The sequence below is a fragment of the Isoptericola haloaureus genome, assembly GCF_036689775.1.
In the GTDB taxonomy this organism is placed as follows: domain Bacteria; phylum Actinomycetota; class Actinomycetes; order Actinomycetales; family Cellulomonadaceae; genus Isoptericola; species Isoptericola haloaureus.
Map to the genome: position 1 here is coordinate 487,488 of NZ_JBAGLP010000118.1, position 16,240 is coordinate 503,727.

The window sequence follows — 16,240 nt, forward strand, 5'->3', positions numbered from 1 at the left end:
CCCCGGGGCGGACCCCGGGGCCGTCAGCACGCATCACCAACGGTAGTGCGCGAAGGCCTTGTTGGACTCGGCCATCTTGTGCATGTCCTCGCGACGCTTGACCGCGGCGCCCAGGCCGTTCGACGCGTCGAGGATCTCGTTCATGAGTCGCTCGGTCATCGTCTTCTCGCGGCGGGCCCGCGAGAAGTCGGTGAGCCACCGCAGCGCGAGAGTCGTGGAGCGCGAGGGACGGACCTCGACCGGCACCTGGTAGGTCGCACCGCCGACGCGGCGGGAGCGGACCTCGAGGGCCGGACGGACGTTCTCCAGCGCGCGCTTGAGCACGACGACCGGGTCCTGGTCGGTCTTGGTCCGCACGCCCTCGAGGGCGCCGTACACGATCGCCTCGGCGGTGGACTTCTTGCCGTCGAGCAGGACCTTGTTGATCAGCTGCGTGACGACGGGCGACCCGTAGACGGGGTCGACGATGAGCGGCCGCTTGGGGGCCGGACCCTTACGAGGCATCAGGCCTTCTCCTTCTTCGCGCCGTACCGGGAACGCGCCTGCTGGCGGCCCTTGACACCCTGGGTGTCGAGGGCGCCGCGCACGATCTTGTAGCGGACACCGGGCAGGTCCTTCACACGACCGCCGCGGACGAGCACGATCGAGTGCTCCTGGAGGTTGTGGCCGACACCGGGGATGTAGGCGGTGACCTCGATGCCGGAGGAGAGCTTCACACGCGCAACCTTGCGGAGCGCCGAGTTCGGCTTCTTGGGGGTGGTGGTGTACACACGGGTGCACACGCCGCGCCGCTGCGGGGAACCCTTGAGCGCCGGAGTCTTCGACTTCCCGGCCTTCGAGGTCCGGCCCTTGCGGACGAGCTGCTGGATCGTAGGCACTACGTCTCCGTCGTCTCTCGAGCTCTCGGGGGCCTCGCCGGCCCCCGACTGGTGGTCTGTACTGGCTTGTGCGCGCCGATCGCATGCGGCACCCGCGGCCCTCACGGACCGCCACGCCACGTACCACCGGCTCGATGGCCCGGGGTGCGCTCGCGACCCTCGTGGAGGAGCGAGCGTTCGTCCCGGGATGCCCGTGCGATCGTCGGCGGCGCGTCCGGGAGGTCCTCCGAGCAACAGCTCGGGTGACCGACGGATGCACGGCACGACGGCACGGGCACGGCTTCCTAGATTACCCGCGGAAGCAAGCGGGGTCAAAGGGTGAGACGACGCCACGGTTGTGACGTCGGTCGCCCAGGTGCCGAGGGAGGCAAGAACGCCGCGAGGTAGCACTCCGGTCCGGACACGGGGTCCGGCGCACGAGTGCTACCTCGCGGCGTTCTTGCCTACCTCGGCAGGAGAGGATCAGCGGAAGTCGCCGAAGTCCAGGTCCTCCAGCGGGATCGCCTCGCCCGAACCCATGCCGAGGGTCGGGAAGTCGATCTCGTCGTAGCCGAAGCTCGGGTAGAGCTCCGCCTTGGCCTGCTCGGTCGGCTCGACCTCGATGTTGTGGTACCGGGCGAGCCCCGTACCGGCCGGGATGAGCTTACCGATGATGACGTTCTCCTTGAGGCCCAGCAGCGGGTCGCGACGACCGCTCATCGCCGCCTCGGTGAGCACCCGGGTGGTCTCCTGGAAGGAGGCCGCCGAGAGCCACGAGTCGGTGGCGAGCGAAGCCTTCGTGATACCCATCAGCTCCGGACGGCCGGCGGCCGGCTGGCCACCCTCCGCCACGGCCGCGCGGTTGGCGTCCTCGAACCGGACACGCTCGGCGAGCTCGCCGGGCAGCAGGTCCGAGTCACCGGCGTCGAGCACGGTCACGCGGCGCAGCATCTGGCGCACGATGACCTCGATGTGCTTGTCGTGGATGTCCACGCCCTGCGACCGGTAGGTCTCCTGGACCGCGTCCACGAGCTGCTTCTGCGCGGCACGCGGGCCGAGGATGCGCAGCACCTTCTTCGGGTCGACGGCGCCCTGGACCAGCTGGGTACCGACCGCGACGTGGTCGCCGTCGGCGATCAGCAGGCGCGCACGCTTGGTGACCGGGTACTTGATCTCCTCGCCGCCGTCGTCCGGGGTGAGCACGATGTGCCGGGTCCGCTCGGTGTCCTCGATGGACACGCGACCGGTGTACTCGGCGATCGGCGCCTCACCCTTCGGGGTACGGGCCTCGAAGAGCTCGGTCACACGGGGCAGACCCTGCGTGATGTCGTCCGCGGAGGCCACACCACCGGTGTGGAAGGTCCGCATGGTCAGCTGCGTACCGGGCTCACCGATGGACTGCGCGGCGATGATGCCCACGGCCTCGCCGATGTCCACGAGCTTGCCCGTGGCCAGGGAGCGGCCGTAGCACTTGGCGCAGGTGCCGACGCGCGACTCGCAGGTCAGGACCGAGCGGACCTTGACCTCCTCGATGCCGGCGGCGATCACCTGGTCGATGATGACGTCGCCCGCGTCGCTGCCCGGCTCGGCGAGCACCGTGCCGTCGGGCGCCACGACCTGGGTCGCGAAGGTGCGCGAGTAGATCGACGTCTCCACGCGACCGTCGGGGACGAGCTGGTCGCCGATGCGCTCGGCGACCGGCAGCATCAGGCCGCGCTCGGTCCCGCAGTCCTCCTCGCGGATGATGACGTCCTGGGAGACGTCCACGAGACGACGGGTCAGGTAGCCGGAGTCCGCGGTACGCAGCGCCGTGTCGGCCAGACCCTTGCGGGCACCGTGCGAGGCGATGAAGTACTCGAGGACGGAGAGGCCCTCGCGGTAGTTGGACTTGATCGGGCGCGGGATGATCTCGCCCTTCGGGTTGGCCACCAGACCGCGCATACCGGCGATCTGACGCACCTGCATCCAGTTACCGCGAGCACCGGAGGACACCATCCGGTACAGCGTGTTGCGCGTGTCGTTCTCGAGGTTGTCGCGCATGACCGCGGCGATCTTGTCGGTCGCCTGGGTCCAGATCTCGATGAGCTCCTGACGACGCTCGTCGTCGGTGATGAGGCCCTTCTCGTACTGGCCCTGCACCTTCAGCGCGCGCGCCTCGTGCTCGTCGAGGATCTCGTTCTTCTCCACCGGCATGGCGACGTCGGAGATCGAGATCGTCACGCCGGAGCGCGTGGCCCACCGGTAGCCGGCGTCCTTCAGCGCGTCCAGCGACGTGGCGACGTCCACCTTGGGGTACCGCTCGGCGAGGTCGTTGACGATCGTCGAGAGCTCCTTCTTGCCGACGACCTCGTTCTGGAACGGGTAGTCGGTCGGCAGGGCCTCGTTGAACAGGGTGCGACCGAGGGTGGTCTCGAACAGCAGCTGCTGGCCGGGCTCCCAGCCCTCGGGGGCCTCGAAGCCGCGGCGCGGCGGCACGAGGTCCGACATCCGCATCTTGATCGTCGCGTTGATGTCGAGCTCGTCCCGGTCGAAGGCCATGATGGCCTCGGCCTGGGTGCCGAACACGCGACCCTCGCCGACGGCACCGGGCCGCTCGGCCGTCAGGTGGTGCAGACCGATGATCATGTCCTGCGAGGGCATGGTCACCGGACGGCCGTCCGACGGCTTGAGGATGTTGTTGCTCGAGAGCATGAGGATGCGGGCCTCGGCCTGCGCCTCGGCGCTCAGCGGCAGGTGGACCGCCATCTGGTCACCGTCGAAGTCGGCGTTGAACGCGCCGCACACGAGCGGGTGCAGGTGGATGGCCTTGCCCTCGACGAGCTGCGGCTCGAACGCCTGGATGCCCAGTCGGTGCAGCGTGGGCGCACGGTTGAGCAGCACCGGGTGCTCGGTGATGACCTCTTCGAGGACGTCCCACACCACGGGGCGGGTGCGCTCGACCATGCGCTTGGCCGACTTGATGTTCTGGGCGTGGTTGAGCTCGACCAGACGCTTCATGACGAACGGCTTGAACAGCTCGAGCGCCATCTGCTTCGGCAGGCCGCACTGGTGCAGCTTGAGCTGCGGGCCGACGACGATGACCGAACGGCCGGAGTAGTCGACGCGCTTGCCGAGCAGGTTCTGGCGGAACCGGCCCTGCTTGCCCTTGAGCATGTCGGAGATCGACTTCAGCGGGCGGTTGCCCGGACCCGTGACCGGACGGCCACGACGGCCGTTGTCGAACAGCGAGTCGACGGCCTCCTGGAGCATCCGCTTCTCGTTGTTGACGATGATCTCCGGCGCGCCCAGGTCCAGCAGCCGCTTGAGGCGGTTGTTGCGGTTGATGACGCGGCGGTACAGGTCGTTCAGGTCCGACGTCGCGAAGCGGCCACCGTCGAGCTGCACCATCGGGCGCAGGTCCGGCGGGATGACCGGCACGGCGTCGAGCACCATGGCCGTCGGCGAGTTCGTCGTGGTCAGGAACGCGTTGACGACCTTGAGCCGCTTGAGGGCGCGCGTCTTGCGCTGACCCTTGCCGGTGCGGATGGTCTCGCGCAGCGACTCGGCCTCGGCGTCCAGGTCGAAGTTCTCCAGGCGCTTCTGGATCGCCTGGGCACCCATGGCGCCCTCGAAGTACGTGCCGTAGCGGTCCACCAGCTGGCGGTACAGCATCTCGTCGCCCTCGAGGTCGGCGACCTTGAGGTTCTTGAAACGGTCCCAGACCTGCTCGAGGCGGTCGAGCTCCTGGTCCGCACGCTTGCGCAGCTGCGCCATCTCGCGCTCGGCGGCGTCGCGGACCTTGCGGCGCGCGTCCGCCTTGGCCCCCTCGGCCTCGAGCTCGGCGAGCTCGCTCTCGAGCTTCGTGGCACGCAGGTTGATGTCGTTGTCGCGCCGGTCGGTGATCTCCTTCTTCTCCAGGTCGATCTCGTTCTGGAGGTTCGGGAGGTCTTCCTGGCGCGCCTCGTCGTCGACCCACGTGATCATGTAGGCCGCGAAGTAGATGACCTTCTCCAGGTCCTTCGGGGCGAGGTCGAGCAGGTAGCCGAGGCGGGACGGCACACCCTTGAAGAACCAGATGTGCGTGACCGGGGCGGCCAGCTCGATGTGGCCCATGCGCTCACGGCGCACCTTGGAGCGCGTGACCTCTACGCCGCAGCGCTCGCAGATGATGCCCTTGAAGCGCACGCGCTTGTACTTGCCGCAGTAGCACTCCCAGTCCCGGGTGGGGCCGAAGATCTTCTCGCAGAAGAGTCCGTCCTTCTCCGGCTTCAGGGTGCGGTAGTTGATGGTCTCGGGCTTCTTCACCTCACCGTGCGACCAGGAACGGATGTCGTCGACCGTGGCCAGGCCGATACGCAGCTCGTCGAAGACGTTGACGTCGAGCAAGATGTCCTACTTCCTCAAAGCTTTCGGATGATTCCGTGGATCAGCTGGTCGCTGGATCAGATCTCGTCGACGGTGGTCGCCGAGTTCGGACGGCGGGAGAGGTCGATGCCGAGCTCCTCCGCGGCGCGGTACACCTCGTCGTCGGACTCCTTCATCTCGATCGAGGAGCCGTCGCTGGACAGCACCTCGACGTTCAGGCAGAGCGACTGCATCTCCTTGAGGAGGACCTTGAAGGACTCCGGGATGCCCGAGTCGGGGATGTTCTCGCCCTTGACGATCGCCTCGTAGACCTTGACGCGGCCCGGGATGTCGTCGGACTTGATCGTCAGCAGCTCCTGGAGGGTGTACGCGGCGCCGTACGCCTCGAGCGCCCACACCTCCATCTCGCCGAAGCGCTGACCACCGAACTGCGCCTTACCGCCCAGCGGCTGCTGGGTGATCATCGAGTACGGACCGGTCGAGCGCGCGTGGATCTTGTCGTCGACCAGGTGGTGGAGCTTCAGGATGTACATGTAGCCCACCGCGACCGGGTCCGGGAACGGCTCGCCGGAACGACCGTCGAACAGCGGCGCCTTGCCGTCCAGGCCGACCATGCGGTCGCCGTCACGGTTCGGCAGCGTGGTCGAGATCAGCCCGCGGAGCTCGTGCTCCTCCAGACCGTCGAACACCGGCGTCGCCACGGGGCGGCCGGGCTCGGAGCTGCGCGCGTGCTCGGGCAGCTCGTCGCGCCACTCGAGGTCGTCGCCCTCGGCCAGCTCGACGTCCCACCCACGGCTGGCGACCCAGCCCAGGTGCGTCTCGAGGACCTGACCGACGTTCATGCGACCGGGCACACCGAGCGGGTTGAGCACGATGTCGACCGGGGTGCCGTCGGGCAGGAACGGCATGTCCTCCTGCGGCAGGATCTTGGCGATGACGCCCTTGTTGCCGTGACGGCCGGCGAGCTTGTCACCGACGGTGATCTTGCGGCGCTGGGCGATGTAGACCCGCACGAGCTGGTTCACGCCGGCGGGCAGCTCGTCGCCGTCCTCGCGGTTGAACTCGCGCACGCCGATGACGGTGCCGGACTCGCCGTGCGGCACCTTCAGGGAGGTGTCGCGGACCTCGCGGGCCTTCTCGCCGAAGATGGCGCGCAGCAGGCGCTCCTCCGGGGTCAGCTCGGTCTCGCCCTTCGGGGTGACCTTGCCGACCAGCACGTCGCCGGCGCCGACCTCGGCACCGATGCGGATGATGCCGCGCTCGTCGAGGTCCGCCAGCACGTCCTCGGAGACGTTCGGGATGTCCCGGGTGATCTCCTCGGGCCCGAGCTTGGTGTCGCGGGCGTCGACCTCGTGCTCCTCGATGTGGATCGAGGAGAGGACGTCGTCCTCCACGAGGCGCTGCGACAGGATGATCGCGTCCTCGTAGTTGTGCCCCTCCCAGGACATGAACGCCACGAGCAGGTTGCGGCCGAGCGCGAGGTCGCCCTCGTCCGTGGCCGGACCGTCGGCGAGGACGGACCCGACCTCGACCCGCTGGCCGGCGTCGACCAGCACGCGCTGGTTGTAGTTCGTGCCCTGGTTCGAGCGGCGGAACTTGGCCACGCGGTACGTGGTCGTCGTCGCGTCGTCGTTCTCGACCGTGATGAGGTCGGCCGAGACCTGGGTGACGACACCGGGCTTGGTGGCGACGATGACGTCACCGGCGTCGATCGCGGCGCGGCGCTCCATGCCGGTACCCACCAGCGGGGCCTCGGAGCGGACCAGCGGCACCGCCTGGCGCTGCATGTTGGCGCCCATGAGCGCACGGTTGGCGTCGTCGTGCTCGAGGAACGGGATGAGCGCCGTCGCGACGGAGACCATCTGCCGCGGGGAGACGTCCATGTAGTCGACCTCGGAGGCCGGGACGTCGTCGGTCTCGCCGCCCTTGGTGCGGACCAGCACGCGGTCGAAGGCGAAGGAGCCGTCCTCGTTCAGCGTGGTGTTCGCCTGGGCGATGACGTAGCTGTCCTCGTCGTCCGCGGTGAGGTAGACGACCTCGTCGGTCACCTTGCCGGCCAGGACCTTGCGGTACGGCGTCTCGATGAAGCCGAACGCGTTGATCCGGCCGAACGAGGCGAGCGAGCCGATCAGACCGATGTTCGGGCCTTCCGGCGTCTCGATCGGGCACATGCGGCCGTAGTGCGACGGGTGGACGTCGCGGACCTCCATGCCGGCACGGTCGCGGGACAGACCGCCCGGGCCGAGCGCGGACAGACGCCGCTTGTGCGTCAGGCCGGCCAGCGGGTTGTTCTGGTCCATGAACTGCGACAGCTGCGAGGTGCCGAAGAACTCGCGGATCGAGGCGACGACCGGGCGGATGTTGATCAGGGTCTGCGGCGTGATCGCCTCGACGTCCTGGGTGGTCATCCGCTCACGGACCACACGCTCCATCCGGGACAGCCCGGTGCGCACCTGGTTCTGGATGAGCTCGCCGACCGCACGGATGCGGCGGTTGCCGAAGTGGTCGATGTCGTCGGTCTCGACGCGCACGTCGTACGGCTCCCCGTCCCGCGTGCCCGGGAGGGAGGACTTGTCGGCGTGCAGCGCGGCGAGGTACTTGATGGTGGCGACGACGTCGGCCAGCGACAGCGTGCTGTCGCTGAGCTCGGCGGTGACCCCGACCTTCTTGTTCAGCTTGTAGCGGCCGACCTTCGCCAGGTCGTAGCGCTTGGGGTTGAAGTAGAAGTTCTCCACGAGCGCGCGGCCGGCCTCGACCGTCGGCGGCTCACCCGGGCGGATCTTGCGGTACAGGTCCACGAGGGCCTCGTCCTGGGTGTGGACGTGGTCCTTCTCCAGGGTGTCCAGGATCGTGGGGAACTCGCCGAACTCCTCGCGGATCTCCGACTCGGTCATGCCGAGCGCCTTGAGCAGCACCGTCACGGGCTGCTTGCGCTTGCGGTCGACGCGCACGCCGACGGCGTCGCGCTTGTCGATCTCGAACTCCAGCCAGGCACCGCGGGACGGGATGATCTTCGCGGAGAAGACGTCCTTGTCGCTGGTCTTGTCGGGCGTGCGCTCGAAGTAGACGCCGGGGGAACGGACGAGCTGCGAGACGACGACGCGCTCGGTGCCGTTGATGACGAAGGTGCCGCGGTCGGTCATGAGCGGGAAGTCGCCCATGAACACCGTCTGGCTCTTGATCTCACCCGTCGTGTAGTTGACGAACTCGGCCGTCACGAACAGCGGCGCCGAGTAGGTGAAGTCCTTCTCCTTGCACTCCTCCACCGTGTACTTCGGGGGCTCGAAGCGGTGGTTGGCGAAGGACAGGGACATCGACTGGCCGAAGTCCTCGATCGGGGAGATCTCCTCGAAGATCTCCTCCAGACCGGAGGACTCGGGGACGTCGTGGCGTCCGGCCTCGATCGCGGCCTCGACCCGGGCCTGCCAGGACTCGTTGCCCAGCAGCCAGTCGAAGCTCTCGAGCTGGAGGCCGAGCAGGTCCGGCGCCTGGAGGGGTTCGTGGATCCGGCCGAACGAGAGTCGGCGGGAGGCGGTGCGGTTCGCGATAGCGTCGGCGGACGGAGCAGAAGGGGTGCGCGAGGCAGCCAAGAGGGGTCCTTCCCTGCAGTTCGATGGCACGCTGTACGCTCTGTCGTGCGACGGACGTCCGAACCGCGGGCGACGAGGCCCCGGGGGTCACGACAGGTGACCCGGCAGGCGGGTGATCATCGGCGGGAGGAACGTCTGGGCACAGGCGAGCGCAAAGCGCTAGCGTAGCCGAAATCTTCAGTCCTGTCCACTCGCGCCGGCACGCGAGCGGACGCCCTCGGATTCCGTCGGTTCTGAGGACGTTGTCTCGGTGGCCGCCATATGCCGCCCAAGAAACGGTGCCTTCCCACGTTACTCCCCCGGCAGCGAAGCCGCCAGACCCCCGCGCGAGCCGTGCGTCACACCGTTCCGCGCACGACGAAGGCCCGCACCCCAGGGGGTACGGGCCTTCGTGCGTGACGTCCGGCGCACCGGATCATCGGTGAGTGCGGCTCACGCCGCGCGACTCACTTGAGGGTGACGGAAGCACCGGCGCCCTCGAGGGCCTCCTTGGCCTTCTCGGCGGCGTCCTTGTCGACACCCTCCAGGACCGGCTTCGGCGCGCCGTCGACCAGGTCCTTGGCCTCCTTGAGACCGAGGGACGTGAGCGCGCGCACCTCCTTGATGACCTGGATCTTCTTGTCGCCGGCACCCTCGAGGATGACGTCGAACTCGGACTGCTCCTCCTCGGCGGGGGCGGCGTCGCCGCCACCGGCCGGGGCGCCGGCGACGACCGCGGCGGCCGGGGCGGCGGCGGTGACGTCGAACTTCTCCTCGAAGGCCTTCACGAACTCGGAGAGCTCGATGAGGGTCAGCTCCTCGAACTGGGCCAGGAGCTCGTCAGTGCTGAGCTTCGCCATGATGGCGTTCCTTTCATTCAGCGCTTCGCGGGCCGGTCGGCCCGCCAGAAGCAGGGGTTGTGTTCCAGCGCGTCCGCCTGATCAGGCGGCAGCGCCCGCCGATTCCTGCTTCTGACGCAGGGCATCGATGACTCGGGCGACCTGGGTCGGCTTGGCGTTGAAGGCGTAGGCAGCCTGGCTGATCTTGGCCTTCATCGCGCCGGCCGCCTTGGCCAGCAGAACCTCGCGGGACTCGAGGTCCGCGAGCTTCGTGATCTCCGCAGCGGTCAGGGCGTTCCCCTCGAGGACACCGCCCTTGATGACCAGTGCGGGGTTCGCCTTGGCGAAGTCACGCAGACCCTTCGCGGCCTCGACCGGGTCACCGGTCACGAACGCGATCGCGGACGGACCCTGGAGGTCGGCGTCGAGACCCTCGACACCGGCTTCCTTGGCCGCGATGCTGGTCAGCGTGTTCTTCACCACGGCGTAGGTTGCGTTGCCGCTGAGCGACCGACGCAGCTCCTGGAGCTGAGCGACGGAGAGCCCGCGGTACTCGGTCAGCACGGCCGCGTTGGAGTCACGGAGCTTGTCCGCGATCGACGCGACGGCGGCTGCCTTGTCCGGCCTCGCCATGGCAATCCTTCCGGTGGTGGAGCCACCGGTCACCCCGGGAAAGAGAAAGAGCCCCGGCGCAGGCGCACGGGGCTCGGATGCTCACGGCCGCAGCCGTGGGATCGTCGTCGTGTCACCTACGCAGGCCTCCGCACTCTCGCGGGACTTCGGTCTTCGGCCTCTCGGAGCGAGTCCGGGCAGCCTGGGACGACCGGCGGTCTTGGGTTACCCGAGAACTGTACACGACGACGACGCCCGGGCGGCACCAGCCGTCACGAGGCGCTCGTCACACCGTGGCGGTCGTTTCCTGCACGTCGCGCTCGACGGCCAGCGGGCCGAAGCAGACGAGGGGGACGGGCTCGGGCTCCGGCGCCACGGCGAGGGCCAACGCCGTGGCCGGTTCCCGGCCGTCGCGCAGCGCCGAGTGCAGCCGCGGCATGACGCGTGCCGCGACCTCGTCCCGCAGCGGCGCGACCGCCGCGACGACCGCTCGCGCCCCGAGGCGCAGCAGGACGCTCGTCAGCCCGAGCGGCTCGCCGCCCAGACGCACGGAGGCACGTCCGACCTCGCAGGCGGACAGCACGACGACCGTCCCCCGCAGGTTCACGCCGTCCAGCTCGTGCGCGTACAACGGTCCGTCCGCGAGCCGGACGAAGGAGAACAGCGGGTTGTCGGGCTCGTGGACGCCGTGCGCGGCGAGGTGCACCACCTGGACGTCGGCGAGGGACTCCCGGACCGCCGCGCACGTCGCGCGCTCCCCGGTCCGCGGATCGGCCGCCACCCACTCCTCGGCGACGAGCCTGGCCTCGTCGTCCGCCGCGGCGAGACCGGGCCCCGCGACGACCAGCGCTCGCGCTGCCCGGGCCCGGTCCCCGCCGTCGACCGGTTCGTAGCGTGCCACCCACGAGTCGACGCTGGTCGCGATCCCCGCGCGGGACGGCAGGGACGCCCACGGCACCGCCAGCAGGCCGTCGCGCGCCGCGACGTGCAGCGGTCCGTGCACCTCCAGCGGCCCCAGCAGCAGGTCGTCGAGCCGCTCGAGGGACCGCCGGGCCGAGGTCGCGGCCACCTCGCGCATCGGGGCGGGGATGAGCCCGTTGGCCAGCACGTCGACGTCCTGCCGGACCCGGCGGGCCAGCTCGGCCGCCTCGGCCGACGAGCCGAGCTCGACCAGCCTCGCACCCGTCGCGTCGAGCCGGACCGCCGTCACGCGCTCGGTCAGCAGGTAGGACACGACGACGGCGTCCGAGCACGCCGCACGCAGGTCTCGGATCAGGTCACGGGCGGTCGTCGGCTCGGGTATCGTCCGGTCCCCCGTCCCCGCGAGCTGCCACGACCGTCGTCGCGCTCGCTGCTGCAGCCGGTGGGCGTCCGCCGACCGCTTGGCGGCCCGCGCCCGGTCTCCGGGGTCCGTGCTCGTCGCGAGCTCCCGGGCGTCCTCCGCCGCCGCACGGGCCATGGTCAGGAGCTCGGCCAGCTGCTCGTCGTCGGGTGGGCGCACCCGAGCGGCTCCGGCGTACGCCGCTCGCCCCCTCTCCAGGGCGTCGAAGACGGCCCACGGTCGCCGTGTGGCCAGCGCCGCCTCGACGTCGACCCGCGCGATCCGGGTCCCGTGCGCCGCCGCGGCGGTGACCGTGTCGACCGAGCCGAGACGGGCCCGGTGGTCGGCGAGCACGCGATGGCCGCGGCGGACGGCCAGCAGACCACGACGCCGGTCGCCGCCGGCGAACGCCACCTGGGCGCGGACCGACTCGTGATGGATGCGCAGCGGGAGCGGGCTGCTCCCGAGCCGCGGCACCTCGCCCACGATCTCGGCCGCCCGGTCGTGGTCGCCGGCGAGCAGCGACCACTCCGCGGCGAGCAGCCGGGCCGCCACAGCGGCCTCGCGGCTCGGTGCCGCGGACTCGTCGCCGCCCTCCGACGCCAGAGTGAGGGCGTCGTCCCGCCGTCGACGCAGCGTGGTGCGGCGCGCCGTCCCGCGCTCACGGTCCAGGGCGAGCCTGGCCTCCAACGCCGTGATCCGTGCCGCCAGAGCCCAGGAGTCGTTGCCCACGCGCGCGAACGCCCGGCGCGACCGCCCGGCCCACCGCAGCGCCTCCTCCGGTCGGCGCAGCAGGATCGCGCAGCGCGCCCGCGCCAGGAGAGCGTCGGCCATCTCGCCGGTCAGGTCCTCGGCCGAGAGCATGTCGGCGGAGTCCGCGAGCACCTTCTCCGCCTCGGTGACGAGTCCCGCGTCGAGGAGGACCTGGGCGCGCCCCACCTCGGACCAGCCGTCCGGCCCCTCGGGCTGCAGCGCCGACGACTCCTCCATGTTCCGCAGCGCGCGGTGGAAGTCTCCGCGCAGGTAGTAGGCGAAACCGATGTTGAACAACGCGAACGCGGCATAGCGGTCGTTGCCGTCGAGGCGGGCGTGGTGGAGAGCGATCTGGTGGTGGCGCAGGTCGGCGTCGAGGTCGCGCAGCTCGCCGGCAGCCGCACCGCGGTTGATGTGCAGGACGGCCAGGTCGCGGTGGTTCTCGGGGTCGGCCGCCGACAACGCGCGGTCGAAGGCGGCGGCGGCACCTCGCGCGTCGCCGGACCTCAGCAGGAGCAGACCGTCCTGGCCGTGCGCCACCGCGGACAGCTCGTGGTGGCCGCCTGCCTCGGCCACGACGAGCGCCTCGGCCACGAGCCGTCGAGCACCGTCGAGGTCTCCGGAGAGCCCGTAGGTGCAGGAGGCCTCGCCCACGAGCGCCCGCACCCGCAGGTCGACCACCCAGGCGCCGTGCAGGGCGGGATCGAGCGGCGACACGTCGCGCAGCAGCGACCGGTAGGCACGCGAGGCCGGACGGACCCGCGAGGCAGCGTTGTGCTCCTGCGCCTCGCGGAGCCGCTCGTCGAGCGCCGCCCTGTCGATCTCCTACCTCCTACGCACCGTCCCCGCCCGCCCGGTCGAGTGCGACCGTCCTGGTCACAGCATCCCACGCACCGTCGACCCCCACCGCGCCGCGGGCGCCCGTCCGCAGCCGGGCGGCAGCGACCTCGCCCGCGAGGTAGGGCGCCGAGAACGACGTCCCGCTCCACGTGGCGAACCCACCGGTGAAGTCGTCGGGGTCGACCGTGGCCCGGGTCCCCGGCCGGAGACGCTCGGCGACCGAGGCCTCCGGGGTCTCGGGGCCGTCGAGCGTCGTGGGCATCGTCGACAGCACGGCGGCCCCCGGGCGGATGCACGTCACCCACGGACCGTCGTTGCTGAAGATGGCGGTCGTGCCGTCCGGGTTGGCCGCACCGGCGACGAGCAGCGGCGGGTGCCGGTCCGAGAGCTGGTCCGGGTCGACGGGTCGGAGCGCGTCGGGGTCCTGCTGCAGGTGCGGGGCCCAGGCGGCCGGGAACATCGGCCGGGTGGTCCCGTCGTTGCCCGAGGCGAGCACGACGACCACCCCGGCCCGGCGCAGCGCGCGCAGCACCCGGCGCAGAGGCCCGTCGTAGCCGTAGTCCTCCGGCTGCTCGTGGTAATAGCCCATCGCCAGCACGACGACGTCGACCTGGTGGTACCCCGGGTCGCCGGCGACGCCGCGCCGGTGGAACCGCAGGAGCCGCCACAGGGTGTGCAGCACCTCCCACTCGGGGATGTCGCCGGACCCGCCGAACGCGCGCACGGCCATCAGCACGGCGTCGGGGCACACCTGGTGCACGACACCGGCCATGAAGGTGCCGTGACCGGCCACGGGATCGAGCGGACCCGTCAACGGGTCGACGCTCAGGCCGCCGAAGTCCGCGTCCGCGGTGGCGTGTCGCGGGACGGGGAAGGTGCCCACCGGACGGCCGTCGAGCGTCGCCGTGCGCACCACGACGGCGCTGTCCTGCGGGTCGTGCGGGTCGTAGTCGCCGAACCATCCGTGCGACCCGACACCCGTGTCGACGACGGCGACCACGGGTCGCCGCGTCCCGTCGGCGGCGTGCCACGGCGTCGGCCCGTCGGCCAGCGACCGCCGGGGCGGCGCTCCCAGGTATCCCACCGGTGTCAGACCGCCGCTGCCGGCGACCCCGTACTCGTCGATCGCGCCGAACGGCAGCGGGGTGCTCCGTGGCCGCGCGACCGGCACGAACGGCAGCGGGGTGGAGCGGTGACGCTGCGCCCGCAGCACGTGGTCCAGGCCGACGCGGGGGGTCGGACGGTCTCCCTCGTCGGCGTCGTCACGCTCGTCGAGCGCCCCGAGCTCGCCGACGATCCGCTCCAGGACCTGCCAGACGTCGACCTCGACGTCGTCGTCCCGCAGCGGGACCAGGCGCAGCGCGTAGCCGAACGTCTCGTCGTCGACCTCGTCCCCGGCCAGGTCGCCCAGGGTGCCGTCGTAGACGACGCGGTACCCCATCTCGGTCGCGATCCGCCGCACGCCGTCGAGCCAGCTCGTCGGCTCGCCCTCGCCGGCCCAGTCGTCCAGGGCGACCACCGCTCCCTGCCCGCCGGCACCGAGCGCGGCGGCCTCCGGGACGACACGGCGGCGCAGGTCCTCCGGAAGGGTGCCCCGGACGATGAGCCGGTCGGCCACGTAGTCGGTCTCCCGGACCCGGGACGCGCCCGGGCTCCGTCGGACCCGGTCGGGGTCCAGGTGCCGGACGGGACGCCGTCCGCCGGCCGCGTCCTCGATGGTCGTCTCGCTCACGTGCTCCTCCTCGAGTGCGGGCACGGCGAACCGGCCCTGATGTGCTTCTCCGTCGACAGCAGGTGGGCTACAGCTCGATGACGGGCGTCGTCACCGGCGTCTCGCCCTGGTGCACCAGGAGGCTCGCCGGCCCCCGGGGGACGTCCTCGAGGACGAATCGGCCGTCCTCGTCGGACATCGTGGCGCGTTCCTCGTCAGGCCGGCGCAGCACGATCTCCAGAGCCTCGGCCGGTGCCATCCAGCCGTCGATCCTGACCGTCCCGGACGCTGCGCCCGCCGAGAGGGCGATCATGACCGTCAGCCGCTCGTGGGTGAACGTGATCGTGCGCGTCTCCACCGGGGTGTCGCTGCGGACCGACCCGACCGGGGTCTCGACGACCTGCAGCTCCATGACCTCGGCCTCCAGGCCGGCGAGCGTCATGGCGAACAGCGCACGCTCGGCGAGCCCGTGCGGGGCGGGATCGAGGCGGTCGTCCAGCTCCGCGACGCGCGCGAGCAGCGCGACGTCGGACGCGTCCAGCGGTGCGTCAGCACCGGGCACGTCGTCGAACTCGGTCATGTCCATGAGGTCTCCCCTCGTTCGGTGAGGACGGTGCGCAGCTTGGCCAGGCACCGTCCCCGCGTGGCGCCGATGCTCCCGATCGGCATCCCGATCGCGGCGGAGATGGACCTGTAGTCCGGGCGGTCGGCGAGCGAGACGAGTCGCAGCAGCTCCTGGCACCGTTCCGGCAGCTCGCGCAGCGCGGCCCACAGCGTGCGGTCGCGCTCGTTGCGCAGCAGCTCCGCCTCGGGGCCCGGCGCGGGATCCGGGAGCGTCGTCGCGGTCTCGGCGTCGTCGTCCGGCAGCCCGGTGCGGCGCATGTCGTCCGTCCGGTCCTTGCGGACGGCCTCCCACGCCGCGCGGCGTGCCGTCACGAGCAACCACTTCAGGGTCGCCTTCGGCTCGCTGATCGAGTCGACGTGGCGCACGAGCGCGGCCCACGTCTGCTGCACGACGTCGTCGGCCGCCTCCCGCGAGACGCCCTGCGACCTGACCGTGCGCCACAGCAGCGGTGACGCCTCCCGGACGAAGTCGGTCATCGCGCCCGGCCGCCCCTCGCGGTACTCGATCACCGCCACGGCGGCTCGGTCTCCCAGGCTGGACGTCTCGGCTGGACGCGTCATGGCTCCTCGCGTGGTGTGCGTCATGCTCCCCGACTCGGTCGAACCCGACTCAGGCGGACCCGACGAGCCTAGGGCGGCGTCCCGCCGCCCACGCTCCCCCGTGCCCGCACCCATGAGATTTCACCCTCCGCTCGGCAGTGTCATCACCAGGGAGGCGGTGCCCGTGCTCCTGATACACGTCGAGCCGGACATCTCGGCGGGGACGCAGA

10 protein-coding genes are annotated in these 16,240 nt (G+C 70.8%); all 10 read right to left on the reverse strand.

All coding sequences use genetic code 11. From position 1 onward, the window contains the following. Positions 1-33: 33 nt before the first annotated feature. The 10 genes from rpsG to V5O49_RS12455 all read right to left on the reverse strand — a co-directional run bounded on the left by rpsG (position 34) and on the right by V5O49_RS12455 (position 16,031). Positions 34-504, reverse strand: coding sequence for a 30S ribosomal protein S7 (rpsG, locus tag V5O49_RS12410; RefSeq protein ID WP_278236528.1), 471 nt, complete (start codon positions 502-504; stop codon positions 34-36). Continuing rightward, positions 504-878, reverse strand: coding sequence for a 30S ribosomal protein S12 (rpsL, locus tag V5O49_RS12415; RefSeq protein WP_106267324.1), 375 nt, complete (start codon positions 876-878; stop codon positions 504-506). Before rpsL ends, rpsG begins: the two co-directional genes overlap by 1 nt. Before the next feature lie 462 nt (positions 879-1,340). Next, complete coding sequence (locus V5O49_RS12420; protein WP_278236527.1) at positions 1,341-5,222, reverse strand: DNA-directed RNA polymerase subunit beta'; 3,882 nt, start codon at positions 5,220-5,222, stop codon at positions 1,341-1,343. Positions 5,223-5,278: 56 nt separating this feature from the next. After that, a complete protein-coding gene (gene rpoB, locus V5O49_RS12425) occupies positions 5,279-8,791 on the reverse strand; it encodes a DNA-directed RNA polymerase subunit beta (protein ID WP_278236526.1) in 3,513 nt (1,170 codons plus the stop codon). Positions 8,792-9,237: 446 nt separating this feature from the next. Beyond that, positions 9,238-9,630 carry a 50S ribosomal protein L7/L12 gene (gene rplL, locus V5O49_RS12430; protein ID WP_278236525.1) on the reverse strand — a complete coding sequence of 131 codons (393 nt, stop codon included), beginning with the start codon at positions 9,628-9,630 and terminating at the stop codon, positions 9,238-9,240. An 81-nt stretch (positions 9,631-9,711) separates the two neighbouring features. After that, a complete protein-coding gene (gene rplJ / locus V5O49_RS12435; protein ID WP_278237445.1) occupies positions 9,712-10,242 on the reverse strand; it encodes a 50S ribosomal protein L10 in 531 nt (176 codons plus the stop codon). A gap of 265 nt (positions 10,243-10,507) precedes the next feature. Continuing rightward, complete coding sequence (locus tag V5O49_RS12440) at positions 10,508-13,012, reverse strand: CHAT domain-containing protein (RefSeq protein ID WP_332902486.1); 2,505 nt, start codon at positions 13,010-13,012, stop codon at positions 10,508-10,510. 115 nt (positions 13,013-13,127) lie between these two features. After that, entirely contained in the window at positions 13,128-14,867 is a 1,740-nt protein-coding gene (locus V5O49_RS12445) for a S8 family serine peptidase (protein ID WP_332902487.1), read from the reverse strand. 67 nt (positions 14,868-14,934) lie between these two features. After that, the gene (locus V5O49_RS12450) at positions 14,935-15,432 is read right to left on the reverse strand and encodes a hypothetical protein (RefSeq protein ID WP_332902488.1); all 498 of its coding nucleotides are present in this window, start codon (positions 15,430-15,432) and stop codon (positions 14,935-14,937) included. Next, positions 15,423-16,031, reverse strand: coding sequence for an RNA polymerase sigma factor (locus V5O49_RS12455; RefSeq protein WP_278236521.1), 609 nt, complete (start codon positions 16,029-16,031; stop codon positions 15,423-15,425). Before V5O49_RS12455 ends, V5O49_RS12450 begins: the two co-directional genes overlap by 10 nt. Between the last annotated feature and the right edge of the window lie 209 nt (positions 16,032-16,240).

Coding starts and splice junctions, on each gene's coding strand:
- rpsG (WP_278236528.1), bottom strand. CDS start 504: ATGCCTCGTAAGGGTCCGGCCCCCAAGCGGCCGCTCATCGTCGACCCC.
- rplL (WP_278236525.1), bottom strand. CDS start 9,630: ATGGCGAAGCTCAGCACTGACGAGCTCCTGGCCCAGTTCGAGGAGCTG.
- rplJ (WP_278237445.1), bottom strand. CDS start 10,242: ATGGCGAGGCCGGACAAGGCAGCCGCCGTCGCGTCGATCGCGGACAAG.
- V5O49_RS12450 (WP_332902488.1), bottom strand. CDS start 15,432: ATGGACATGACCGAGTTCGACGACGTGCCCGGTGCTGACGCACCGCTG.
- V5O49_RS12455 (WP_278236521.1), bottom strand. CDS start 16,031: ATGACGCGTCCAGCCGAGACGTCCAGCCTGGGAGACCGAGCCGCCGTG.